The sequence below is a fragment of the Halococcus salifodinae DSM 8989 genome, assembly GCF_000336935.1.
In the GTDB taxonomy this organism is placed as follows: domain Archaea; phylum Halobacteriota; class Halobacteria; order Halobacteriales; family Halococcaceae; genus Halococcus; species Halococcus salifodinae.
The window spans coordinates 22199-47246 of sequence record NZ_AOME01000026.1 but is presented as its reverse complement, the minus strand read 5'-3'; the positions used below and the strand labels follow the sequence as shown (position 1 = coordinate 47246).

Annotated in this window: 23 protein-coding genes and 1 pseudogene; 10 read left to right on the top strand and 14 right to left on the bottom strand. The window is 58.3% G+C overall.

The window, feature by feature from the left end:
* Nucleotides 1-29: 29 nt before the first annotated feature.
* Nucleotides 30-701: a hypothetical protein gene (locus tag C450_RS05140; RefSeq protein WP_005040940.1), complete on the top strand. Its 672-nt coding sequence runs from the start codon at nucleotides 30-32 to the stop codon at nucleotides 699-701.
* On the top strand, nucleotides 698-1393 hold the full coding sequence (locus tag C450_RS05135; RefSeq protein WP_005040937.1) for a nucleotidyltransferase family protein: 696 nt from the start codon (nucleotides 698-700) through the stop codon (nucleotides 1391-1393). The genes C450_RS05140 and C450_RS05135 overlap by 4 nt, the downstream gene beginning before the upstream one ends.
* Nucleotides 1394-1466: 73 nt before the next feature.
* Here C450_RS05135 and C450_RS05130 read toward each other — a convergent pair whose 3' ends face one another.
* The 9 genes from C450_RS05130 to C450_RS05080 form a co-directional block, all read right to left on the bottom strand.
* Entirely contained in the window at nucleotides 1467-2819 is a 1353-nt protein-coding gene (locus C450_RS05130; protein ID WP_005040933.1) for a DUF790 family protein, read from the bottom strand.
* Nucleotides 2820-2853: 34 nt separating this feature from the next.
* Entirely contained in the window at nucleotides 2854-4314 is a 1461-nt protein-coding gene (locus C450_RS05125; RefSeq protein WP_005040931.1) for a DEAD/DEAH box helicase family protein, read from the bottom strand.
* Nucleotides 4315-4369: 55 nt separating this feature from the next.
* Nucleotides 4370-4537, bottom strand: a complete 168-nt coding sequence (locus C450_RS05120; protein ID WP_005040930.1) for a hypothetical protein — start codon at nucleotides 4535-4537, stop codon at nucleotides 4370-4372.
* Nucleotides 4538-5358: 821 nt separating this feature from the next.
* Nucleotides 5359-7137: a M3 family oligoendopeptidase gene (locus C450_RS05110; RefSeq protein WP_005040927.1), complete on the bottom strand. Its 1779-nt coding sequence runs from the start codon at nucleotides 7135-7137 to the stop codon at nucleotides 5359-5361.
* Nucleotides 7138-7696: 559 nt separating this feature from the next.
* Nucleotides 7697-7930, bottom strand: coding sequence for a hypothetical protein (locus C450_RS05105; RefSeq protein WP_005040923.1), 234 nt, complete (start codon nucleotides 7928-7930; stop codon nucleotides 7697-7699).
* Between the two features lie 63 nt (nucleotides 7931-7993).
* A complete protein-coding gene (locus C450_RS05100; RefSeq protein WP_005040914.1) occupies nucleotides 7994-8491 on the bottom strand; it encodes a TRAM domain-containing protein in 498 nt (165 codons plus the stop codon).
* Nucleotides 8492-8594: 103 nt separating this feature from the next.
* Nucleotides 8595-8885, bottom strand: coding sequence for a PadR family transcriptional regulator (locus C450_RS05095; RefSeq protein WP_049909867.1), 291 nt, complete (start codon nucleotides 8883-8885; stop codon nucleotides 8595-8597).
* A 306-nt stretch (nucleotides 8886-9191) separates the two neighbouring features.
* A complete protein-coding gene (locus tag C450_RS05085; protein ID WP_005040909.1) occupies nucleotides 9192-9674 on the bottom strand; it encodes a hypothetical protein in 483 nt (160 codons plus the stop codon).
* Nucleotides 9667-10539 carry a ParA family protein gene (locus C450_RS05080; RefSeq protein ID WP_005040906.1) on the bottom strand — a complete coding sequence of 291 codons (873 nt, stop codon included), beginning with the start codon at nucleotides 10537-10539 and terminating at the stop codon, nucleotides 9667-9669. The genes C450_RS05085 and C450_RS05080 overlap by 8 nt, the downstream gene beginning before the upstream one ends.
* A 705-nt stretch (nucleotides 10540-11244) precedes the next feature.
* Here C450_RS05080 and C450_RS05070 point away from each other — a divergent pair.
* Nucleotides 11245-11601, top strand: a complete 357-nt coding sequence (locus tag C450_RS05070) for a winged helix-turn-helix domain-containing protein (RefSeq protein WP_005040899.1) — start codon at nucleotides 11245-11247, stop codon at nucleotides 11599-11601.
* 74 nt (nucleotides 11602-11675) lie between these two features.
* Here C450_RS05070 and C450_RS21455 read toward each other — a convergent pair whose 3' ends face one another.
* Nucleotides 11676-11858, bottom strand: coding sequence for a hypothetical protein (locus tag C450_RS21455; protein ID WP_152424409.1), 183 nt, complete (start codon nucleotides 11856-11858; stop codon nucleotides 11676-11678).
* A gap of 5050 nt (nucleotides 11859-16908) precedes the next feature.
* Here C450_RS21455 and C450_RS23350 point away from each other — a divergent pair.
* Both C450_RS23350 and C450_RS05060 read left to right on the top strand, forming a co-directional pair.
* A complete protein-coding gene (locus tag C450_RS23350) occupies nucleotides 16909-17406 on the top strand; it encodes a hypothetical protein (protein WP_338035758.1) in 498 nt (165 codons plus the stop codon).
* Between the two features lie 679 nt (nucleotides 17407-18085).
* Nucleotides 18086-19290, top strand: a pseudogene (locus C450_RS05060) (IS4 family transposase).
* A 659-nt stretch (nucleotides 19291-19949) separates the two neighbouring features.
* Here C450_RS05060 and C450_RS22225 read toward each other — a convergent pair.
* The gene (locus C450_RS22225) at nucleotides 19950-20114 is read right to left on the bottom strand and encodes an MraZ N-terminal domain-containing protein (RefSeq protein WP_005040886.1); all 165 of its coding nucleotides are present in this window, start codon (nucleotides 20112-20114) and stop codon (nucleotides 19950-19952) included.
* Between the two features lie 321 nt (nucleotides 20115-20435).
* Here C450_RS22225 and C450_RS05055 point away from each other — a divergent pair, with 321 nt between their 5' ends.
* The 4 genes from C450_RS05055 (at nucleotide 20436) to C450_RS05040 (ending at nucleotide 22668) form a co-directional block, all read left to right on the top strand.
* Entirely contained in the window at nucleotides 20436-20714 is a 279-nt protein-coding gene (locus tag C450_RS05055; protein ID WP_005040884.1) for a DUF5805 domain-containing protein, read from the top strand.
* Nucleotides 20707-21792, top strand: coding sequence for a site-specific integrase (locus tag C450_RS05050; protein ID WP_005040877.1), 1086 nt, complete (start codon nucleotides 20707-20709; stop codon nucleotides 21790-21792). The genes C450_RS05055 and C450_RS05050 overlap by 8 nt, the downstream gene beginning before the upstream one ends.
* Nucleotides 21776-22063 carry a hypothetical protein gene (locus C450_RS05045; RefSeq protein ID WP_005040875.1) on the top strand — a complete coding sequence of 96 codons (288 nt, stop codon included), beginning with the start codon at nucleotides 21776-21778 and terminating at the stop codon, nucleotides 22061-22063. Before C450_RS05050 ends, C450_RS05045 begins: the two co-directional genes overlap by 17 nt.
* Before the next feature lie 311 nt (nucleotides 22064-22374).
* The gene (locus C450_RS05040; protein ID WP_005040872.1) at nucleotides 22375-22668 is read left to right on the top strand and encodes a hypothetical protein; all 294 of its coding nucleotides are present in this window, start codon (nucleotides 22375-22377) and stop codon (nucleotides 22666-22668) included.
* Nucleotides 22669-22788: 120 nt separating this feature from the next.
* Here C450_RS05040 and C450_RS05035 read toward each other — a convergent pair whose 3' ends face one another.
* Nucleotides 22789-23061, bottom strand: a complete 273-nt coding sequence (locus C450_RS05035; protein ID WP_005040871.1) for a hypothetical protein — start codon at nucleotides 23059-23061, stop codon at nucleotides 22789-22791.
* 130 nt (nucleotides 23062-23191) lie between these two features.
* Between C450_RS05035 and C450_RS05030 the strand changes: the two genes are divergently transcribed.
* Entirely contained in the window at nucleotides 23192-23620 is a 429-nt protein-coding gene (locus C450_RS05030) for a DUF7344 domain-containing protein (protein ID WP_005040866.1), read from the top strand.
* An 80-nt stretch (nucleotides 23621-23700) separates the two neighbouring features.
* On the opposite strand, the gene C450_RS05025 is transcribed toward C450_RS05030, so the two are convergent.
* Together C450_RS05025 and C450_RS05020 are read right to left on the bottom strand one after the other, a co-directional pair.
* Entirely contained in the window at nucleotides 23701-24408 is a 708-nt protein-coding gene (locus tag C450_RS05025; protein ID WP_005040864.1) for a M48 family metalloprotease, read from the bottom strand.
* Nucleotides 24405-24773, bottom strand: a complete 369-nt coding sequence (locus C450_RS05020; protein ID WP_005040862.1) for a hypothetical protein — start codon at nucleotides 24771-24773, stop codon at nucleotides 24405-24407. The genes C450_RS05025 and C450_RS05020 overlap by 4 nt, the downstream gene beginning before the upstream one ends.
* Nucleotides 24774-25048 lie beyond the last annotated feature (275 nt).

Sequence of the window (25048 nt, the reverse complement as noted above, 5' to 3'; positions counted from 1 at the left end):
ACTGTTGCATACTTTTGTGTAACTATACGATGTTCGAACAATGCGGCGAAACAGAGCTCAAGACACTCCTCGCTATCGAGCCGGGCGACCCCATCTCGGGCGTGGCTCGCAAGATCAATGAGAACCGCGAGACGATCCGCCGGGCTGTAAATCGCCTCGAAGAGGCGGGCTACGTGCAATATGATGGTGGATTGTCTGTCGTCGACGACGCCGTCCGAGAGGCAGGCCTCGCCTTTCTCGCGGCCGCAGCAGGTGTGTCTCCGCCCACCATCTCGGAAGCGTACGTCCTCCCCCAGTTCGCGGGCATGGAGTTCGCCTACACCGCTATCGACGCCGTCTACGTCTGGACTCGAGGTGGCTACCAGGTCGCACGTGACGAGACGGATTACCCGCTATTCATTGCCATCCATGAGACCGATCTCGTCGACTGGGAGCGCTTCTTCGAACGGTTCGGGATCCCGACTGCTCAACAGCGTCAGCCAGCCGACGAGATTCCTGGGCCGCTGCAGATCGTCCTCGAACCGCGTGCGCAGGTTGATGCGGAGACTGTCGACGGACGGCCGGTCATCTCGCGCTCAGAAACTGTTGCGTTCGCACGAGAGCACTACGCGACCTTCGAGTCGGCACTGGACATCCTCGATCGCATGTACGACGACGTCGAAACCGAAGCTGACTACCGCACGACGCCAGCCTCGCCATGAGCCAAGAAGAACGAAGCGAGGCCCTCATCGACGTGCTTGCCGATCTAGAGCGCTCCACCATCGACTTCGTCCTCGTCGGGGGCTACGCCGTCTCACAGTTCGAGACGCGCTTTTCGACCGATCTGGACCTCGTCATCGCACCCGAAGACACCGATGCCGTGGTGGCGTTCTTGGAAGACCACGATTTCGAACGAAAGAACGAACTCGAAGTGCCACCAGAAGAAACCACGTATGACCGCGAAATCGAGCTTTTCGAGCGGACCGAAGGGCTGCCACACCCAATCGGCGTCGATCTACTAGTGAACGGTCTGGGATGCCGACAGACCGAGGCCGAGTGGTCGTTCGACTACCTTCGCGATCACAGCTCCGAGACGACCATCTCCGGAGGAACACGATCAACCGCCGCTTCTGTCGCCGACGGTGAGGTCTTGGTCGCTGCCAAGCTCCACAGCGCCCGCAAAACCGATCTGGCTGACGTCCTCGCTGCCGTCCCTCACGTTGACTTTCCGACCGTGGCATCGCATCTTCATCGAGGAGACGAAGACGCACTCCAAGCCCAGCTCAAGGACGCTCAGGAGTTCATCGAAGACGGCGGGCTGGATCACCGATTCAAGAGCATGTTCGGCCAATCGTCGGCCTCGCCAGAGAACATCGACGCTTTGCTCGAATTTCTCAGGGAGCAACAGTACTGACCGATCTGACGCCGGAGCGTAGATCACGCTTGCCAACCACTATTTCCGAGCGAATCGAATGGACTGTCCCTACTCAGGGACCAGCAGAAGGGGCCTGAACTGCATACGCCTCGGCGAGGTCGACCACATCGTAAACGTGGATGCCGGTCTTGAACCAGAGCACTCGGTCGGCTTCGAGATCAATGTCTTCGCTCGTACAGTCCAACTCCTCGGACACCGCTAAGAGTAGATTGTCCACATCGGTCTGACGAACCTTAGCGAGCTTCTCTTCGAGATACTCCGGCGTCCAAAAGCCTACTATCTCGAGGATTGCCCGTCGCCCATCGGGATGTTCGAGCGCGAAGTCCGGCAGCAGCACCTCTGCCCCCAGATCGATCACGTCGTCCTCACGGACCAGTTCCCACTCCGTATTCGCCCTCTCCCACTTGTCGGCGAGCGTGCGTTCGAGGTCGCTGTCGTACCGACTGCCACCAGTGTAGTGCGTTTGGAGCCCTGCCGTCTGATCCAGCGCGAACTCCCGTGTTTCGTTGGCTGACTCGTCGGTGAGAATCTCCGCCGTGAGGTCCCACCGCTCGCAGTGGGGCAGCGCGGGCAGGAAGTTCGCCATCCGGATGCCGTACTTGCGCGACTGCCTGAACAGCGAAGCCGGACCGTCCAAGATCGCTTCGTACCCAGCCGCGAGGTCCGTGCTCGACACTCGTTCGCCGTGCTCGTCAATCGGATAGATCCGGTGCATCAGCCCGAACAGCTTCACGTAGCTAAATGTCGTCGCGAAGTGGTCCCACACCCGAATGCGCAACTCGGTCGCGTCGTACAGTACTGCCTGCGCGAGCGCGAGGTTGTACCGATGCAGCAGCCACTCGACGGTGAGGGCCTTGCCTGTGTACGCCTCCTCGCTCTGACCGGTCAACTGGGTCGTGCTGGTCGTCCCATCAGTGTCCAGTTCGACCGACTCGGCGACCTGATCGCCGAAGCGCACGAGGCGGTTGTTCGCATCCAGATCCGCATACATCCCCTGATGACACTCCGCAAGTGAGATCCCGAGCTCGTCGGCGACCGCCGTGTAGACGTCGAGCTTCTGGATGTCCTCACCGAGCGTCGGCTGCCGGACAATCGGATACGAGTCGTTCGCGCGCGCGAACAGTCGCTGGCGGATCTCGCGCGGCTCGGCTGCCGCCACCGTCTCGAAATCGCACTCGTCACGAAGCAACTTTGCCAGCCCCTGGATGATCTTGTAGTCGGTATCCGCTACCGTCAGCTGATCGATCGCCGTATCGAGGTCGGCCTTCGGCTCACCCACGTGCGTCTCGAATAGCTCGATCAACTCGCTCGCCGTCTCCCGATACTGAGCGTCCTCGGAATCGATGAACAGCGGCATCACTTTGCCGTCAGATGTTCGTGAGCGCGCGAGATCGGCCGTCAGCATGGTTCTTGTCTCACCGTGTTGATCTCGGTCGCGGTCACGCTTCTGCCTCGACGCCTTCGCGGCGGCGCTGAGAGACGTAGTTCTCCATCGTGTCCGTGGCGATGATCTCGTAGAGCCGCGCGGGCTGGCGCTCGTCGGTGGGTCGCAGGATTCGCCCGAGGCGTTGGGCGTACTGGCGTTTTGACGCGCTCCCTGAGAGGATGATCCCGACGTTGGCGGCGGGCACGTCGATGCCCTCGTCCAGTACCTGCGAGGTCGCTAAGATCGAGTACTCGCCCGTTCGGAATCGTTCGAGGATCTCCGTGCGCTCGTCGGTCTTGGTCTGATGGGTGATGCAGGGGACGATGAACTCCTGGGAAATCTCGTAGGCGAAGTCGTTGTTCGCGGTGAAGATGATCGTGCGGTCGTCGTGATGGCGTTTGAGCAGGGTGTCGAGCGTATCGAGTTTCTTCGCTGCCGTGCGTGCGAGCTCCTCAGCGCGTTGCTTGGCGATCAGCGCCCGCCGACCATCGGAATCGTAGGAGGTGTGCGCGAGGAATTCCTGATACCCCTTGGCTTTCCAGAGGTCGAAGTCGTGCGTGTCGACGTACTCGCGGTAGATGCCGTACTCCTCGTCGTATTGGGGGCGCTCGTCGTCGGTCAACTCGACCTGCATGTGGATGGTTTCGTACTCGCTGAGATACTCGCCGGCAAGCTCGTCGACGTCCTCTTCGTAGACGACGGGCCCCACGAGATCGGTGTCTTCGAGGAGTTCGTGAGCATCGTCGGCGCGCTCGTAAGTAGCGGTGAGCCCGAGACGGTATGGTGCGATGGTCATCTCGGGGATCTGCCTGTAGGTCGGGGCCGGCAGGTGGTGAATTTCGTCCGCGATCAAGAGGCCGAATTGGTCGCCGTACTTGTCGATGTAGCGATACGCGCTGTCGTAGGTCGTGACCGTGATCGGTCTGATCTCATGGGTGCCGCCACCGAGGACACCGACCACCTGTTCGGGCCCATCTCCGCTCTGACGGGGGAGTTGGTCGCCGAAAGCGTTGGTGAGCGTCGCATGCCACTGGTTCATCAGGTCGATCGTCGGCGCGACCACGAGCGTGGCGACACCGGCATCTGCGATGGCTTGAATACCCAGGAACGTCTTGCCGCTCCCGGTCGGGAGCACGACGCTGCCGCGACGATCATGGGTTCGCCACGCATCGAGCGCCGCCTGCTGGTACTCGCGTGGTTCGATCTGGAGCGCCGGATCGAGCGCGAGGGCGGGATAGGCCCGAGCCGTGTCCTCGATCCCAACAGTCGCCGACTGGATGGTCTCTTGGTGGGCTGATTCCTCTGTAGCGGAGCTGGAATCATCACCACCCCATGCGTCGGCCCATTCGAGCAGGGGACGGTACCGATACGCAGGCGCGCGATAGTCGTCAATCCGGTCGTCCCACTCCGCGTACGGAACGTTCTCACTGGCCTCCCGCAGTAGGAGCGTACCTCCGTCGAACTCGACCCGCATCTTGTGGATTACTCCGCTCCCCAGCGAACACGACCACGCCAGGGGAGTGCCCGCATCAGAGGTCGCGTGCCTGGACAGTCTTGCGGTCGTTCTCGTCGGCACGCTGGGCGGCGTCGGCGAGCAGGTCCGATACCTCGTCGTCGAGCGCGCCGTAGAAGTCCGACGAGACGTTCATCTGGTCGAGGTGCTCCTTCACGGCCGCTTTCACCGTTAGGTCTGCCATGCTCGCTTCTCTGGCTGGTTGGTACTTATAGCCTGTCGAAGCACGCCGAAAGTGGAACGTGAGGCTCTGTTGGAATCCTCAGGAACTGATGAGAATGGCGTGCTGCATGCAGAGGATGAGTCTAGCAATAGTCAGCGATCACATCCGATCCACATCTTCTGAAACGCTCGGTGCGACCGAGTAGGAAGCTTGAGGGTGGCGACAGGAGAGTGGAGACTCATGAGTGTGACCGTCCACGAGGTGCGGAACGCGATTCGAGCGGCGACGGGTCGCTTCGAACGGGAGTTCGAGGCGTCGTTCANGGTGCGGAACGCGATTCGAGCGGCGACGGGTCGCTTCGAACGGGAGTTCGAGGCGTCGTTCACGAAGGAGGAGCTACAGGCGATCTGTGAGACACTCGAGATCGACGTCGACGAGTCGGGGCGACCGTCGACGACGCGGATGCGCCGACTCATCCGGGCGCAGGTCGGCGTCGCGGAGTCGCCGGAGGCGGCAAACGACTCCACGTTCAGAAAGGCCGACCTCCAGACGATCTCCGACGCGGTCGGGGCGTCCTCCGAGCCGTAGCCGGCAGTCGCCGGATCGGTTTACCTGCCGTGGTTCCCGAACCGACGTATTGAGTGAGAGGCCCGTCTCCTGACCGATTCGCGCTCTCCATGCAGTACAGGGGACCAAACTATCCAATAGCTCTCAGTAGAGACCTGCGCGATACAGAGACTTGTATTCATCAAGGAAACATCGATTGTCATTCTACTGTATCGGATTGCAACAATCTCAGGACAGCTCCAAGAGGGAAATGGCGAGTTGTTTGATCCTCTCTGCTATAGATGGTCGAGATAACTATCGAATTTCGCGGTGGCACGTTCGAAGGGACCAAATGACTGAATATCTAGATCAAGCGCGGAGAATGAATCGAATGGCGGTCTGTGACCGGTTTGTCGAAGGAACTGTCGGTATTCGTTGGGAGATACTAAGTTTTCCTTGAGGCTATCACGAACTGCGAGCGCCCCTGTTGCACCGAGTACATACTGATAGCTGGAATAGGGTATCCGAATACCAATCCCTCCAACTCGGTCAATTACCCCTTCGCGTTCATAGACCGGATCGAACTCGTCAAGCAGGTCGTCGTATATGTCCCGTGCGTTCTCCGGTGTTAGCTCTTCCCCAGACTCAATCTTCGTTGCAAGAGCGTGGTTATATGCCGCAGTACGGGCGTTCCGATACAGGTTCCCTGCAACACACTCGACAAGACGGTTTTGTGCGTGTGCAGCAAGTGAACCCCCTTCCTGCATACACTCTTCTGCTAGCAGCAGTTCGTGCAGAATCGAAGGCACCTCGCAGACAGCAGAGGGACTCGTTGCGTATCGAGCTGGACCGTCCCGGTGATACGCCACGTTCAGAGCGTGCCCAAGTTCGTGTGCGATGAAGAACATCGTCCTGACATCGCCTCGGAAATTCGCGAGAACGAAAGCACCGTCCGGTGCTGAAGATGGACAGTATGCTGGAATATCGGTTCGTTTGTTTTGCGTCGGATAGACATCGATGCGCCGGTCATGGAGGAAGTTCCGTGCGCGGTCAACGTAGTCCTCTCCAAGCGGCGTAAGTGAGTCTATGACCAGCTCTAACGCATCTTCGTAATCGAGGTCTGGAGCAGGCTGTTCAGCGAGCGAAACACGACGGTCCCATGGGCGGAGTTTCTCAACGTCGAGCCTCTCTCGTCGCAGCTGTTGGGCTCGGTGATAGGGTCCAAGGTTGTTTCGAACCGCTTCAAGGAGTGTATCGTGTACAGATTCGGGGACGGCTGGTTCGAGTCCGGTTTCAGGATACGTTCCTCGGAGATCCCGCTCTCGGATAGAGTCATAGCCACGGATGCTGGATTCCGTATCTGCCGCGGAGAGCTTCTCCGCAGACGTTCGAATCGTCGTCGCGGCGAATCGATGGTGTTCCGTATGATACGCTTCGTGCACGCGCCGTCGGTAGTCTCGGTCGGGATGGGATAACTCCGTCTGGTAGTTCCCCGGGCGGATTTCGACTGTTTCCCCGTCGGGACGCTTCACTTCTGGGGAATCAAAGTCCTCAGTCGTAATCGCGCGAAGAATTCGATCAGGGCCTGATCGAACCTCCCCATGTTCTGCGATGACAGTTTCGACGGCCGGCGACTGAACGTGTCTCGCCTGTGAGCGCAGGTTCTCCGCGTAGTAGCGGTAGTCTTCGATTGGTTCGATGAGCGCAGTAAAGTCGTCATCGGTAAGGTCGCCAAGCGCTCGGTGTACCGTCCCCACGACAGGATCGAAAGACGCCTCCAAATCCTTGAAATCGCGTTGACGTTCGGCTGCGGATTCGGAGTCCGTATTCACGTTCTTCGAGAGTGTTGCGTAGAGGTCCAGTCTCTGTCGGAGCCGATAACACTCCTCCGTCTCAGAGAGAATCTCTTCGAGACCTTCGGTTGTCTCCGGCGGCTCTGTCGCCAGCTGATCTAGCTTTTCAAGCCTTTCGAGGAGTTCGTCACGGGCGGCTTTCCATTCGTCTGGATTTCCGAATATCGTGGTCAAATCGAAGCGGTACTCAGTGCTGACTTCGTCGCGGGCTGGTAGATCCATCTGTGTTTTCGATTGCTGCTGGCTGTTAGCGATAGCAACGACAGTATCGGCGTCGTCGAGCGCCGATGAGGATACTCAGTAGGTCATGGATCTACCGTCGTTACGCGTATATCGAATGCAATGTGGTATAATTATTCCGCTGATTCGAGAGGGCTGAACAAGTGATCCACTTCGCGACCCGTGACCGATACGCGCCCTGTATCTCGCACGACCACTGAAATCTATCACCGTTTCAGACCGTCTCATCACCGACTGATGTCGTACCGCGCAATCTCAGTGGAGCTACACGCCGGGCACGACTCCGCGCTGGGATCCACGTTCGAGCCACACTGACGGCACTCCACGACGAGTTCGCCATCCGACTGCCCCAGCACGCGTTTCACTGTCTCGATCATGATCATGGAAAGGAGGGAGAAGAGCGTGTGACGCGCTCTGGTCGGAGGGCTGGCGAGCGTACCGCCCTCGATCTCAGGGAGACACCACACGATTATAGAAGCTTTCCAACCGCGGTGAAAGTGAGACTGTCCGTGATACACGCGCTACCCCTCGTCTCTACCGACTACTCGTCTGTAGGCGTGATATAGACCCGTTCGTCGACGTAGTAGATGTGCCCGCGGCTCTGGAGCACGTTGAGAGCGTACTCGGCGTCAGCGTCGGTGAAGCGGTCGTCAGCCGCAAGAATCGCTTCGGCGTCGGCTTTCGGCACGCTCCTGTCGTCTGCACGGGTGATCACCTCATCTAAGACGAAGAGAGCGTCCTCGGCGAACGGCGGGATCCGCCGTTCCCAGCTCATACACGATGGAGTGACTCCAACGGCATGAATCTACGTCAGACACTGGGTATCGCCCCGATCCGCTTACTCATTCTCTCCGAGCGTCTCCTCCGCCAACGGATCATCGAACTCCGAACTGTCGTCCGAACCGATGTCGTCGCGAACGCGGGCGAACGCCACGTTCTCGCGTGCGTTCTCGATCTCGACGGTGACTTCATCGTCGGGGCGAGTACCAGGCACGATCACGACGTACCCACGATCGATTTTCGCAATTCCGTCGCCCTGATCACCTAATGACTCGATAGTCACCTCACGCACGTCGCCCGACTCTACCGGTGGTGACTGCTGGGTGGGGCTATCTGAATCCGACTCCGGTAACGACGAAGCGCCATCCGGTTGCTGTCGAGTCTCGGCATCATCCGAACGGGGCGTACCCGAGACGATCGCTACTCGGTAGGTCTCACCAGCAGCGATTGTTCCCTCTTCGAGTTCGGAGCGTGGGACCTCGATCCTGTACGAGTCACCCTGTTGGTCGATCGACGTGCTGAACAGACACTCCAGCCGGTCGGGAATCTCGACCATCACGCCATCACCGCATGGACCGGTCTCGTCTGGAGCTCTTCGCCGTAAGCCAGCCTCGGTGTCGGACGAGGACCGTGAACGCTGATTCGACTCATGAGCACGTTCACGCCTCGACAGCGACGTACTGGTTTTCCCATTCGCGGCGGGCCTCGATCTCGCGGTGGCCGCGCTCGGTGAGACCATACGAGTTTGTCCGGTCGTCGACGCTGCCTTTCTCGACGAGACCCATCTCCGACAGCTCGTCGAGATTTGGATACAGACGGCCGTGGTTGATTTCACCCGAATAATGCCTGTCGAGTTCCTTCTTGATCGCCAGCCCATACGGCGGTGTCTCATCATCCAGCCCGCCGATCACGTACAGCACATCCCGCTGGAACGCGGTCAGATCATCCATCATAGCAGGGGGATATGTCACGAAGAGGGTTTATTTACACCGATTCCCTGAATCTGACGGTCATCGCTGGGAGGGCGGTGCTATATCCGCTCTTGAGATGGTCGAAACTGCTTCTACTCAGTATGGTCAATCCGATTGTCTCCGCTATCTATTCAAAGGGGAGTCCACCATCTGTGAGGTTGGCGTTCTGCTGGGTCTACAAAGAAAACCGAGAGATGGCAAGGGGTTTGATCTACACGAAATCCACATTATCCGCATAATGTACAAAAGGCGGGAAATGAAGGCAATAGTCCAGATACTGCCCCACTAGTCACTCTCTGCTTGGTTGCTCAGCATCTCAACGACTTCCTGAACACGCTTCTCGTCAGGTTCAATTCCCCGCTCTCGAAGGATTTGGTGAGCAACCTCCTCACCATGATTCGCGATCACCCGGAGACACGCATCTTGGAACTCTCTTCCTTCGAATTCTTGGACATCGAACAGTGAGCAAGCCGCAGTCACCGAGGATCGCATCCTAATGATTCGACTCCACGTCTCTTCACGGACATAGAAACCATGCATATCGGTCGCATCAAATGGGAAGGCTGGCCCACCTTCTGGTTCTTCCTCGTTCGATTCAACCTGTTCTTGAGAAAATTCGGACTTCTCCTCAATCTTTTCATCAGGTGCATCAGGAGTGGATTGTGCCTCGTCCTCTACGACGATGCTTTCGTCCTCCTCCACCTCTGTTTCCTCCGTTTGCTTGAGTTGATCAGCAACGTCGCCAAACCGATCATCCTCATTAGGCATGGCTGTGTTCCTCCACGAGATCGGCCAAGTGATCGAAATTCGGGATTTGATCACAATCTTCGTCAAATTTCGAAACAGGCATTCCTTGCTTGAAAGCTCGCGAGATTGATGTCCGTTCGCGGATACCTGGTTTTGGGATAGTATCGACGCTACGCGTTGAATCATCTAGTGAATCGAACAATTCTGAATCTACCCGGGCGTATTCAGGAACAAACGAACCGAACTCACGATTGAGATTCTCAACGAGAGTCCGATGTTCATTGTGCTGTCCCATCGTCTCCCGTATCATGTTCGGAGAGACTGCGAGGATGTCTAGGCCGATATTCTCCCGAATTGGAGAGATTTGCCGTTCAATCATCTTATTGAGGCCGTTGATTGAGCCTGCACGGGGGATCAAGGGGATGATCACCCGTTGGACGGCGATAAGCGCATTATCGGAAAGCTTGCCACGGCCGCCGGCGGCATCAATTATCATATAGTCATAACCGTTGTTGATGAGCGGTTCGACGACATTCCGACGGAGTTTCACGTCTGCGAACCGTTCGTCTTTCAACCTTGTCTCCACGTTCTCAAGTTCGTTATTCGAGGGTAAGAGGTGAACACCGAAATCCGTCTCAATGAGTAACTCACGGGGATCGTTGCCGTCGATAAGAGCATCACCGAGATTTGCTTCCCGATCGTACGCATCGTCGTAGCCCAACTGGGTTGTCATATGCCCATCCTTATCTAGGTCAATCAGTACTGTCTCATGACCACGGGCTGTGAGGCGATCGGCGATGTTAAGCGCTATTGTGGACTTCCCTACGCCTCCTTTGAGCAACGAGATAGCTGCGCCTGGGATTCCATCGAAGTCTCCGGCGCTCATTGGTTTGACCTCCTCTGGCCCGCGAATTCAAAAGGTTTTGTGAGCAATCTACATTGTGCAGATTTTGTGGGCAGTGTGGACATTGTGAATAGTGTACGTTTTGTTTTTCTCATACGTGGCAGATGAATCTCGCGCCTCTTAATTCTACGTCAGACAAATTGGGCGAGCTATCTGCATTATGCGCAAAATCTAGATTGCGCGCACTACATACACAACCATTTCTCAGGGAAGTCAAACAGTGCCTGTTATTATCTAGACAATTCTGACCGCGCTCTACTCAAATCCGCCCGAACGGCCGAACGGTGACAGCGTCGCTTCGATCTGCAACTCGGTATAACTGCACTCGTCACGGAGTTCACGTGCCAGTAACGCTTGTTCTGGCATCCCTTTCAGCGAAAATCCTCGTCCCCGCTGGTAGGTGACGTACTCTTTCCGTTTGAGCGTCTCACACACCTCTCGTCCCCGCGAGACCTCGGTGGCCGGGAGTGCATCGCGAACGAGATCGTCTTCCGGAATAGGTCCGGACCACCCGTGAGATCTGACCAGTTTCCATTTCAGTGCGCACGCGATCTCATTATCCGACCATCGCGAGCTGCTCATTGGTTCTGGCTCACTCCCTCGATACTTATCTCTGCGGTAATCTCGTTTGACGGGGAGCGACCACAGGTTTAACACCACGGGCGCTCAAATCCGGATAGAACCAGCATGAGCGAAGAACTACAAAACCCCGATCGCGACAAAAAGACACGCCGGACCGAGCATCCATCCGGATGGCTCGTCCTCACGAAAAACGAGAGCGTCCCATACATCGTCGATGCACTCCTGGATGCACCGCCACACCGCGAGTTCAATCAGACCGAGCTGGCGGAGCTCGCTGGCGTCAGCCGGCAGTCGGTAAGCCGATATCTCGACCTCTTGGTCGACGTCGGGATCGTCGAGGCGCTCGACGGCACATCTCCCCAGCGGTATCGATTCAATCCGGAGAGCCACGTCAGTGAGGCACTCATCCGTCTCGATGGTGCTATGAATGACGCCGGAGTCGAACCCGAAGCCAGTTCCTGAACTCAGGTTGGAGACACCACTATGACAGAAAACGTGGGCACTGAATGACGACGCTGCCGTTCACCGTTCAGTAGCTACTCTTCTGACTCATCGCGACGCTCAATCTGCTCGATATCCTGCGGGTACACAAGGATCAAGCGACCACTCTCTTCATCAAGGAGCCATCCATCCCTCCGGTCTTCGACCAGCGTGCCGCGGAGGGTGTCGCCATCGCTCGTCTGTATCACCACCGGAGCTGGCGGATCAGGCACGTCCATGAGAGGGTCTCAGGGACACTCACAAGTAAACCATCACCCGGCTTCGAGAACTGGACTAACCCAGTCGACGATTTACTCCTTCTGGACAGGCTGTTGGCTCTCCGACCGCTCGGAGCCACCGCACGCGAACCCCGGTGATCACCGAGAGCGGCGGGAACTATCCCGGTGCAGGGGATGGGTCAGTCCCCTCGGGAGCCGGGAGTGTCGCCCGATCACTCCGACGGCGGCCCTCACCGCCTGCACCCACCCCGACCACCCAGACAAATCCCGTACTAGATACTCCTAGAGAGGAATCGGCCGGGTCACCAGGTGCCTGTCCACGGGTGGTGCTGTCCGCTGGTCCGCTTTCATCCGGTCCAAACGGCTCATCGAGATCGGGCAACTCGATTTCGCCATCACCCGGTTGCTCGACGGTCCGGAACCCGTTGGCGAGCCCCGTTTTCGTCTCGCGTTTTTCGAGATACCCCAGTTCGGTATGCTCGTTCAACACCCGTCTGACCGTCCGTCGCGAGCACTCGACAGCGTCGGCGACGTCGCCGACCGTAAACTCCTGACCGCGATACACTTCTGCGGCACGCGTCACTGCTTTGGTAGCTTTCGAGAACGCACGGACGACTGCACCCTCGCCAACCACCGGCAGACTCTCGGCAAGCGCCGCCGTGTGCGCAAAGACCACTGCACCCTCCTTGTCCCGGCCGAAGCGCAGGATCGCCTGGAGGGTCTGATCCTCGCGCATGTGCTTGAGGAACGTGTTGGCCGTCTCGCTGTCGTACTCGAGGTCACTGCCCTTTCCGGAGCGCTGGACGGTTTCGCCGGCGAGCGCGGCCCACTTCTCGACGACGGCATCGCCGAAGTGCCGACAACCGAGTACTGTTCCGAGATTCAACTCACCGAGCGCGTTCGAGCCAGTGACGTTCCCATAGTGATCGACCGCGGCGACATCACCCTCGATGCGCTCCTCGATCTCGGCACGAGCTTTCTTCGTGGTGATGACGCCGGGTTTGGTCGTCGCGGTGAGGGTGTCCTGACGCAGTTGCGTCGCGGCGTACTCCTCGGCCACCGACTTCACGAGGGCGACGTCTCCATCGAAGTTTTTGCTCTGGGCGGACCCGGAGTAGGTGTTGATGTGAGGACTGGTCTGGACTACCTGTAAGTTCAACACGTCGCGGAGGAACGCGCGGCGCTCGCGAGCGGTTTCGTGGACGTCCCGAATCTGGACATCGGTACCGGTGGCGAGCGACCAGAGGCGTTCGCGCCCGGTGGCGTCGAGGCCGACTACGGAGTTCTGCGCGTCGCCATTGGCGAAGGCGGGTGGATGGTGGACGACAGCGCCGTGGTGATTCCGGTCAACGATGATCGTCTCACGACCGAGGCTCGTTCGCTTGAGGTTGGTGCCGTCCTCGTGGTCGAACGAGAACGAGTCAGTCTGGATGGTAGTCGCGGCCCCGTCCTCATCGTCCTTNGTCTCACGACCGAGGCTCGTTCGCTTGAGGTTGGTGCCGTCCTCGTGGTCGAACGAGAACGAGTCGGTCTGGATAGTGCTCGCGCCTGCGTCGCCACCATCTTCGTCCTCGTCTTCGGGAGCAATGACGCCGTGGAGCAGAAGGTATGCGAGGGGGTGTGCGTAGCCATCGTGGGCGTGGAGGGCGAGCTCCCGGCAACCCTCTTCACCGCCATCGAGCGCGCACTGGGCGGCCTTTACGAGGCCAGCAGCGCCATCGCGGCGTTCGTGGAAGGCAGTCACGGCATCCTCAACCATCGCTGTGAGATCGCCGCCGAAACGGTCGAGTCCCTCGACAGCCCCGCCACCGAGGCTAAAGTCGTCATCGAGTTCGACGGCGGCGGTCGCGAGCGGCGGAAGCACTGTGTCCTCGATGCGTTCGACCGCCTGCTGACTGACGCCCTCAGCGTCGTCGAGGGCGGAGCGAAGTCCCGCACAGACGGTCTCGATCGCCTCGACGTCCCACTCGGGGCTGAGATCCTGCACGCGCCTGAGAGCGCTACTGAGACTGGACTCATCCGCATTGGCTCCGTGGTCGTCAGCGGTGATGGACGAACTCGTTTCGAGGATGTCGTCGATGATGGCGAGAGCATCGAGCACTCGCTCCATGAGGTCGAGGTGGTGGTCGGCGGCGGCGACGGCGTCGATCTCGCTGGTCGCGTTGCCGCGGAGCCATGCTCGGACCCATTCGTCGCTCCAGAGATCCTCCTCGAAGAGGGTCTGGCGGTCCTCGACGTCGCTGCGGAGCGCCTGGGCGAGCCAGGTGGCGTGGTCGAGATAGATCTCGTCGAAGCGCTCGTCGTAGACATCGCCGGGGAACTCATCGATCGCGATGGTGCGGTCGATGACCTGCGAATCCTCGCCAGTCTCGGAGTAGTAGGTACGAGTACCGTCGACGTAGCCGTGGCCATAATGCCCGATCAGGATGTCCTTAGGATTCTCAGGGTCGCTGGCGGCCTCCCACGCGTCGGCGTAGGCACACGTACCATCGTGGTGGTGGCAGGGGAGCGGCTCGCCGAACAGCGCTTCGTCGTGAGTGTGGATGTCCTTCGGCGCGTGACCGAGGTGGCGAGCGACGTGAACCGCGAGCATCCACGCCTCGCCGTGCTGGCCATTGGCGACCGGACAGCTCCCGCGCTCGAGGTGGATTTCCTCGGAGTCGTCCTCCTCGACGGAGACGTGAATTCCGATGGCGTCCTCGGAGCCATCGTCGTCCTCGACGACCGGTTCGTCGATGCGCTCGGCGAGGGTCTCGAACTCTCGGAGTAGATCCGTGCTCTCATCGCGGATCAAGCTGGCAGCCTCGTAGATCGCTGGTTCGCTGGGTCTGACCTCGCTGAACACGGGGAGGTGCATGTGGGTCATCCCGCGGGTGTGGGCTTTTTCGGCCACCTCAGCCATGAGTTCCTTTCTGGGAGCGAGGTACAATGCAGGGTACTCGTCGGCATTTTTGACCACCGAAGTGGTCTTGCCGAGGGCGGGCAGGGCGGTCAGGAGGTGTGCCTGGCGGCTGTCGCTGGCGAGTTCCCGATAGAGGCTCTCGACGTTCTCTCGGGCTGCATCAAGCCGATCCCGATCGGTGGTGAACTCGCCGAGGAGGTCCGCCGCGGGCGGCAGGACGGGAATGTGATCGGGATTGCCAACCGACCACTCCGGGAGTGGTGCGCCGTACTCTTCGCGAGCGATGTGGTAGGCCTGTTTGAAGGCCTCGCCGGCGAGGGCATCATCACAGGCGTCGATAAGCCCGGCTTCGAGGGCAACGAGTCGAAGGGGATCGATGGTACACTCGTGTTCGCGGCAGTAGAACCCGCCCGAACGGAAGGCGAGGATGCGCTTGCCGGAGGCGGAGTCCTCCCATGTGGGATCGATCTCGGCGAGGACGTCCTCGCCGTCACCGAGACCAGTAATGGTTGAGTCGAGCTCGGAGAGGTGCCAGTGGGTGAGCTGTGAGAGCGCGCCCTGGATGAGTGCCCAGTTGTCGGTCGCGGTCGCGGCGCTGACGTACTCGGGAAGGGGTGCGCCGAACTCTTCGTGAGCACGGCGATAGGCGGCGTCGTACTCGTCGTCGGCTAGTGGTTCCTCGCAACAATTCACGCTGCCGCGGTGGATGGCGACCGATCGAACGATGTCCACACTACTGCTGCACTGGGGGCACTGCCAGGCCTCTCCATCGGCTGTGGGTTCGAGATCGAGCGCGGCAGGCTCCGGAAGGTCCTCAGAGCTGACGATTCGGGCGGCCCGCCATGCCATCTCGGGATCGAGCACGACGTCGAGAGTGGTGGGATCAACCATCTCGGAGGACTGGCTCCAGCCAGTGCCGATCGGTTCTCGTCCGGGATCGAGGCCGTACTCCTCTTCGAGCGTGTCGAGGGCGTCGTCGTGGGCGTCGCGGGGGAGCTTCCAGCCGTCTTCGATGTCGCCGGAGTCGCAGTGGCCGTGATCGACGGCGACGTAGCGGAGTGCACGGCGGGGGATCGGGTCGTCGTCGGGGAGGATGCCCTCTCGTTTGGCATGTCGCCACGCAGCGAACACCTCGGCGTCGTCGAGGCGGCCGTTGGGGCTGTCGGGTGGACGCTTGCCGGCGTCGACGAGCAGGTATGTGAGCGCGTTGTACGCTGCCTTGTACTTGTGGTCGTACGCGACATCGCGTTCGTCGATGACGACGAAGTAGGTCTCGCTCTCACCGTGATGGCCGAGCGGGCTCGGGCCACGATAGTCGGCATCGAGACCGGACGCGTCTCGAATGTCGAGATCGAACAACGCCGAGTGGCTGGAGTCGGACGCGTTGTCGCTGAGTGGATCGGGCCGGTCGCGGGTGGCAGCGTCGATCGCGGCATCTTGTGGATCGTAGGCGGGATGCTCACGGGCGGGCTTCGCGCCGGCGAGTACTGGGGCGAGCGAGCCGTCAGTGGCCCATTCGTTGAGGTAGTCGTCGAGGTCGACCTTGTCAAGGCCGGGTCGGGGAAGTTCGGCGAGCCGGGCGTCGATGTCGTGTTCGGCGAGATACGCGGCGGTATCGAGCGCGCCGCGAAGGCCCTCGCCGGCTTGGGTGAGCGTGAGTCGGCCGTCTTCGTCGATATCGCTGCTGGGTCGCTCGGCGTCCTGGACGACGTACGCGCGCGGGACATCGTGGTCGTCGAGGACCTCCCGCAGCCCCTCGCGATCGTCGTGTTTGAACCGGGTAGTGACCGGCGAGATACAGGCGTAGCCCGCTTGATGGGCAGTGAGGGCATCGGCGATGCCTTCGGTGACGAGTACTGGTTGCCCGTCCTCGACGGATCCGAGGCCGTAGATAGGCTCGCTGATGCGGGCGTACTCTTTGGTATGAGCGGGTTTGGCGTATTTCCCGCTCAGACCGTCGGTGGGGTGGCCGTCGTAGCCGACCGCGCCGCCGCCTTCGCTGCCGGTCGATCGCGATATCGCGTAGACGGGCTGGCCGTCAGCGTCGAAGTACGGCAGGACGTAGCGGCCCTGCCAGAGCGGACGGAAATCCTCGGTGAACAGACCAGTGCCGAGGATGGCGTCCCGCCCGTAGCCCTCGCGCATGAGGTGATCGAGGAGGCCAGTGCGACTCGGCGGTGCCCAGCCGAGGCTGGCGTCGTCGATGGTGGTGTCGGTCCATCCACGCTTGTGGAAGTACTCACGAGCGGTCGTGGGACGGTCGGGGTGTTCGCCCTCGTCAGTATGGTCGGAGATCCGACGGTCGAGTTGGTTGTGAAACCAAGCAATCGCCTCGGCAAAAGCTGTTTTTCCCTCTGCTTTTTGAGAGATAGTTTCGGCGTCTTGAGCTTGTTCTGCATCGATATCGGCCGATTCGGAGGTATCGGATTTCTCCTTCCGATTCCGATGATCAAAATCACTGGATGGTCGATCTTTTTGATCCCGAGTATCGGTAGCGTCGTCTTGGAGGATGCGAGGAGACGTTTCGATGCACGTCTCACAGTAGCCATCTTCAGCGGGAGGGTTCTGACAACCCAGGGTATTGCATCTGGGGTGGTCGCCCGCATCGCTCATCGATTCGCCTCGCTTAGACTCTGTATCGGTTGATCCGGCCCGTCTTGACGCTCACGCCAGCACGAGTGAATCGATGGTTTTCGAGACGTGGTGGATGGGCTATCGGTGGGACGGCTATTCTCAGCACTGAGTTGAGATTGGTCTCTTGGCATGGGTGATTTGGCCCATCCTGATAGTGCTGGCGATTGAGCCACCTCGCCGTGCCTCCGATAGCGTTTTCCCAACTCACAAGCCCGCTCTCATCTGTTTTGAATGAGAGAGCAGATGCTCGCGAGGAGGGCAAACGTTATTATCGTAGGCCGTTGAGAAACCACCACGACCGTTCTGTAGGGTCGAGTGGCACCGGCATCTCTCGATCACCGGGTCGGGGATTAGTGCTCCCCGTTCCCATCGGCACTATATTGTTCTCCTAGCCTTGCGTGTACGACAGACGCCCGCCTTATAACTGCTTTGTCACCCTCGCACAGAGGTGTCTGACGCAGGCTGTTTCGGTCGGCTTCTGTTGAAGGTCGAAAATACGTTTGTTGATCCCGTGCGATGCAAATACGATTCTGGGAAAGATAGCTTAGTAGCTGTGGCGTTTCGACTATTTAAAACCGGCGTGAGCCGGTAGTGACGGCCTGATGTCTGTGACCTCTAAGTCGGCAGATAGGCCGTCACNCTGTGGCGTTTCGACTATTTAAAACCGGCGTGAGCCGGTAGTGACGGCCTGATGTCTGTGACCTCTAAGTCGGCAGATAGGCCGTCACCGGATGCAACGGACGCCAACAACATCAACTCTGTCGAAACTGTCGCCGATGAGTTGTACTCGCTGCTCGCCGCAGGCGACAGCGAGTCCATTGCTCAGGAGTTCGATATCGGCATCCACAACGAGACACACGACTTCGACAACCACCTCAAAGTAGCCATTCGTGAAGGACTTGATCCATCTAGTTCGCTCGCCGAACTCGCCGATAAGACCGCTGTTGATGACTCTCTTGACAAAATGCCCGAGTCACGGTTCTCCGAACTCACGAACGACCGCGACTACCGCGCGGTCGTTCGCATGCTGTTCGCGTTGCTCCACACGCCACAGCTGTATCATCAGCGTGCTGTCCAGCGAAAACGCCTGGAGTGGCTTACACGAGGGGNATTGCTGTCGACGCGACGAATCTCGAACTCACCCGCTCAGTTGTCGTCTCCGACGAATTTGTCGGAGACGACGAGCACGTCTATGAAATCGACACAGACGACGGTGGACTCGAACTTCATTGCGCCGCACGCGTAGACGGTGAACACAAGCATCCGCTTGGAACAACCGTGACAGAGGGTGAAACCCACGAAAGTCCCCAGTTCAACCATCTCAGCGATGACGTCGAGGTCTTCGCAGACCTCGACTCGGTTATTTGGGTCTTTGACCGCGGATACACGCGCTATCGTCGCTTTTGTGAGATCAAGTACAGCGACGATGACTTCGTCACCCTACTCCAGTCAAACGCCCGTCTCGACGTTCTGGACACGTTCCAGAACGTCGAGGTCACTAATGAGGACGGAACGAGACAGATTCGTGACGAACAAATCGAACTGGCCGAGACCGGTGAACAGTTTCGCCGTATCGTTTTGGAAACGCCGGATGGAGAAGAGATTCAGTACCTGACGACGCTGGCGTCGTCAGCGTACGATCCCATTGACGTGATCAGTATCTACACCCTCCGGACAATGATCGAGATTCTATTTCGCGAATTCAAACAATATCTGAATGTTGAGAATTTCCACTCGAAATCGCTTAACGGCGTGTTGTTTGAGTTGTTCTGTGCGTTGATCGGATACGTGCTTGTGGAGTGGCTGCGCCAACGCCACCCGATCAAGGGTGGCGTGGCGCGTGCAATCCAGAAAGCTCGGACGCACTGGAATGAGACGCTGACTTCGTTCGGCTAATCTCATCACACGGCACCAGCGACAGCCGTCGGCAGGCAGCGACGGCTGTCGCCAAAATCGTGGTTTTCTTCGCCTTTTAGGCCTGAGACGACGCATTTCTCGATTCTGCTTCCATTTTCTCGCATCAGGCTGAACTTGCGCAGCCCACACACCTCGGTCCGGTGCCTCTCACAAAGGTCTCGCTCGCCGTGGCTTTATCAACTCAGAACGCAACAGNGGCTGAACTTGCGCAGCCCACACACCTCGGTCCGGTGCCTCTCACAAAGGTCTCGCTCGCCGTGGCTTTATCAACTCAGAACGCAACAGCTTAGTAGGGACTTCGTAGAGTCTCGCTCGATCACGTCGCCGGGTGATGGACCAGGAGACCCGAAACCGGACCGAGAGTGTTGGCGAATTTCCAACTCCTCGTTTTCGGTTTTCTCAAAAGCGTAGATTGATAGATGATAGATGGTTGATCAGCGTGACCATCCCCGTCGAAATTCTCGACGGTCATGGTCGATACCATCCATCGAGACCAGAACCATCCGAGTCGCATCGGACGCAATACCTAATGCGCTCGGTGGCAGAGAACCAATCGAGGATCACCCGTGGGAAGTGGTGAATCCCTGTTCTGGGGGCCTTGGACCGCCCCCGGTTCCCTACCGCACTCAGCGACAGGTTTAGGACTCACCTCCGTCGTCTTCGTCAAGGTACGTCAACTTCGTTGCTTCAAATTCGACGATCGCTTCCCGCCCTTCGATGGTGAGCGCCTGTCGGTGTTCTTTTGGAATCACCAACCGGCCTTTTGAGTCCACCTTCTTGCTGAAGGAGATCGAGTCTTCCATGTCCAGATTTGTGGACGCAAAACGTTATAAAGTTACTGGGACAGTGATTGGGAGCAAATACAAAGACCAGAACATTGTGCCCGTAATACGATTGTATGCAGTAAGACCTACCCCGCTGCAGTCTTGCGTGTTACTATAAAGTAAAACATATTTGTTAAGAATTAGCCGCCCACAGTTGCTCAGAAGTAGTACCCGGAATTTTTACTCCTTCCCGTACTCAATACAGAATCGCGTATGTCAAGGGTACATTTCGAAATCCCAGACAAGTGGGCCGAGTCAGCAAACGAAATGGATATGCCAGCATCAGAGTATGTTCGTCGAATGACCCGCGCTGGCCGACGTCAGTTCGGGTATGACCAATCCGGAAGATCATCGGAAGTAGAACACACGCTCAAGACAAACAAGGAGGAATCGAATACAGCCGATATCAAAGGATTCGTGGAAAAAAATCTCGCAACGAAAACAGCCATCGACGAAGACGAACTGGTAGACCTGATTAGAGATGACATCGGGTCGGCAATCGATGAGCTAAGAGATGACGGTAAAGCAAAGTATAGTGCCTCAGAGGGTGGCTGGCTCAGGGTGGTCAACGATGAGTAAATATGGCGACCTCAACTACGATCCGCGTTGGTATGAATCTCCTATAGAGAAGTACATGGAGTACAAAAGTCGAGATTCACTCACGCAAACGCGGATGGACAAGATTAGATATACAATTCACAGATCACGGGACGGAGCCGATTATGCGGCCTGGGACGAATATGTCGACTGGCGAAAAGAGGTAGGCGTAGACGATGCGTGGGACTATCTCGATCAGCTCAGAGATGCTGGACTTGCTGGACGGTCGGTTGAAGGAAAGATAATAATAGTGCAGTCATTTCTCGAGGAACTATTCAAGCGGGGAGTAGTAAATGGGAATCCAATAGCGCTCGTCCACGATGAGGCTAGCTTTGACACCACGACAAAAGGGAAAATCAAACTGACGGTCGACGAAGTCGGACAGTATCTGAGCAATGTACCGGATCCTCAGGACCGAGCAGCGGGTGTCCTCATGGGCAAGACAGGTATGCGAAAGGGAGAGCTATTGAACATAGATTTGATGGATCTCAATCTCGATCATCCGGAATACCAGTCGTATCTCAGCGATCGAGGGATTGAACTCCATCCGAAAGTCAAGAAGCAACCAGATTCGTTATTTATTTCGCCGGAGCCAACAGTAGGCGAAAAATATCGCGGTGAAGTCAGAAGAGCAGGTAACAAGCGAAAGCGGAAGACAGTTTTTCCAACGGATCAAGAAACCAAGCACGCATTACTCGACTGGATAGCGATGCGTCCGGAAATCGGGTATCCACACAACTTGTGGACAAATGATACGAGGAAAGGCCGGAAGAGTGTTCCAAGTTTTAACCTAAAGTTGACTGGTAGATACGCTGTGGAAGCAGGTGTCATTGAGGATGCATCAGACGAAGAATTTACCCCACACTGGTTTCGGCATTTCTTCACCACGCAACTGCAACCGGGGCGGGGTGACCATCCGCGCCATCTAGAGCCGTCAATGATCAAGTATCTTCGAGGTGATGTCATGGAAGATATCATGGGGGAGTATACTCACGATTGGGGGGATACGATCAGACCTGCCTACGAGGATGCGATCTACCAGTTTGGTCTCTACGATTGAGCGCCACACTACAGAGTCACCGTCCATCTTCAGCGCTTTCTGTGTCCTCACGTCGCCGGAACCATCGTATCCATCGGACGAAGAATGGTGCGTCTGCCGCCGCCTGCTGGTCCTCGACGCGCTTCGCCAGCACGTCCACCTTCTCCTCGACGTGCTCGCGCTCAACCATCTGGCGGCGCTGCTCTTCAAGTCAGTTCTCCAGGATCTCCACCTCTCGTTCAAAGCCCTCGGCCTCCTGACCCCGCTTGATGTAGTGCTACACCGCTTTTGATCTGGAATTGAACTCACCGGAAGATCTCTTGTCGGTCCGTATCCATATCTTTATTACTAGTCACGACCAAGGAATCGACAGAGGAGAGCGGTCCCTTGGGGCGTATACGGTTCGGAAACGCCCGGGTGCTTGGAACACCCGGACCGGTCTTCTCTGGATGGAAGACCAATGTACGCTACGAACGCACGCGGGCTTGAAGCCACCGGCTCGCGTCCCGAGAGCATCGATCGAAATCACAGGCTGACTAATCACCACAGTACTGGCTACAGCGGTCGCACAGCTGTCGATCCAGTAGTCGAGAGGCGGCGAATATGAGCCACCGAGACGAGGAGTACGCGCTGGTGTATCCCGACGAGGATGAAGAGTGGACGAGCGCGGACGTCCTCGGCGAACTCATGGCGGGGACATACGCTCACGGTGCGTGGGTGCGAATCCACGGTGTGGATTTGCGATTCGGCGGAAGTTCGCACACCCAGAACGTCTGGTACGTGCATCCGCCAGATGGTGACGAGCCGATCGAGGCGTTGAATCTCGGCGCGTTCCGGACTGCGAGCGCGCTCGAAGAGTACCTCAAGGAGTTCGATCCGGCCAACCCGTCTGGCTGAGACCAGCGGCGTCGGAACGACCGTCTCGACGATATCGAACGCTGCGTCGTTTCAGCACTCGGATCGCGGCGGCTTTCAGTCGTTCAGGCTGGCCTTGAGAGGGGTTCCTTAGACGGTCGATCAGGACTCTTCATCGTTGTCGATCTCCACGTCGTCAGGATTGATCGCTCCCGAGAGATAGCGTTCACCGAGGTCAGTCAGTTGGTAGTTGGATTTCTCAACTCGTTTGAGGAGTCCGGCAGCAGTCAGTTTCCGACACCGACGGGAGATATAGCTCGGGTTGTAATCGATGTTGATAGCGATGACACTCGCTGAGGCGACGATCTCCTTCTCGGCGAGGAACTCCAAGATACGATCGTCCGAGCGTGTCATCCAGTCGATGCGCGGACGCATTTCTGGCGGATACCCGGCTGTTCACCTCTTAGATGACGCGATTCACTGCCTCGGCATACAATATATCGACCTACAGGTCGATATTCAATAGATAAGGCTAAGGCCCTGGCCCGGACAACTCGCTATTCACATGGCGATCGATCTCCCGGAAACGCCGATTGACCTCCTTCGGTTCCTGCTTCACCCCGTGACTGCGGACGATCTGAACGAGTTCCATTACCTGCTGTCAAACCGGCGACGCCGCCTCGCTATCGCTCGCGTGTCCGTTCTCGTTCCGGGCAAGTTCATCGACACCAACACTCTTGCGCGCTGGATCGCTGGTGTGGAGACAGGTATGGAGCCCAAAGCCGTCCCGACGGGCGACTATCAGGCCGTGTATAATGGTCTCACCCAAACCCACCTTCCGGCGCTCGACGACGCAGGGGTCGTCAACTACAATTCCGACCGCAAGCGCGTTCGTCGGGGGCCAGCAATCCACGCGGCGGTTGTTCTAATCATTGTATCAACTGGGGTTTTGTGGGTTCTCCCACAACGGAATCGGGATGAATCGAGTGGGTGATCCATCGCGTGCACAAGCGGCGGTGTGTTGGGGCACCTCCTGGATTCAGGCCCTCACGACGTCGATCACCCCCGCGCCTCTTACTCGGAGCCGCTCGAATCACCGTCGTCGACGTTTTCATCCCTAGCGAGGGCTTCGAGATGGGCGATACGTGCCACGAACGAGGGCCGAGTTGTCAGTAACCGTGCAAGCCCGCTGTGTCGGCGGTTGGAACTCGTCGCCTCGAGATATTCCAGAGCGTCACGCATCGCGGTGTAGCCAACGTGCTTTCCGGCATATTCATCGGCGAGATGCTCTGTCTTCCTCTCGATAGCGCACACAAGCAGCACATACAGGGGGAGGGCTACCGCTCCGCCCACGAGCGCGTACGGGACACCGCTGGCGATAGCGATGGGCCACCCGATGAGGGCGACAGCCGGAAGCACAACTCGCAGTAACGGATGCCAGCCTCGATGGTGACCGATCTCGTGAGCGATGGCCGCTCTGCCAGCCGCCGTAGAGAGCGACACGAGCAATCGATCGACGACGAATACATACTGGGAGCCAGGGAGGATGCCCAGTGCACGTGCTCGCGCCGGAGCTGTATCCGGAGAGTGCCCGGTGATTCGCAGGCGCACGCGATGGGCTCCGGCAACGCCACTCGTTAATCGCTCACGTTCCGTGCTCGTCGGCAGCCGGGTGCTCGTCCGGCGATCAACCACAAGCGGACGGACCGCAGCGAGCACGATGGCCACGACGACGAAGCCGATCGCTGCGAGCGCGAGGAGCCACGGTAGGTCCGAGATCACGGTTCGTCGATATCGATCTTGAGCAGCCCCGATTGGTCATATCGAACCGAAAGCGTCATTTCTTGATTTGCTGGTGGATGCCCGCTGATGGAGATGGCAGCGAACGGCTCCCGATCGAGTGACTCATCGAGGGCGGTCCGTTCGAGATGGGTCTCGACACACGCTTTGATCTCACGCCAGGTTTCAGCGAACTGGGTCTCGGTTTCGGTGATGTTCTGAGGGTCGTCTTCATGGGCGGTCCAATCAGCACTCGGAAGATCACCCTCGGCGATGTCCGCAAGTCCATCGAGCGTTCGGGCGGCGGTGCGGAGCGCCTCGGGCTGTCGTTCATCCAGGGACTCGTCGTCGAGGTCGAATGCAGCCATGCGGCTCCCGGTCCACCCTCTCAGGATATAGATATGTACTGCCTAGATCGGATAGAATTCCTTCATTTGATTCGTGTCTCGTCTCTTCCCGTGAAGTGCTGGCTGTCCTGGTTCGATCAGCGAGGTATTGGGAGAGTTTCGACTTTATGGGGCATGAGACACGGCTCCAGGCCTCAGCGACGGTTTCCGGGGAAGCGATTTGTTCGGTAGTCTCCCGGGGTCGGTCGAGGCTCGTCACGGGAGAGTAGCCGGTGTACAACCAGCCATTCCCCAGT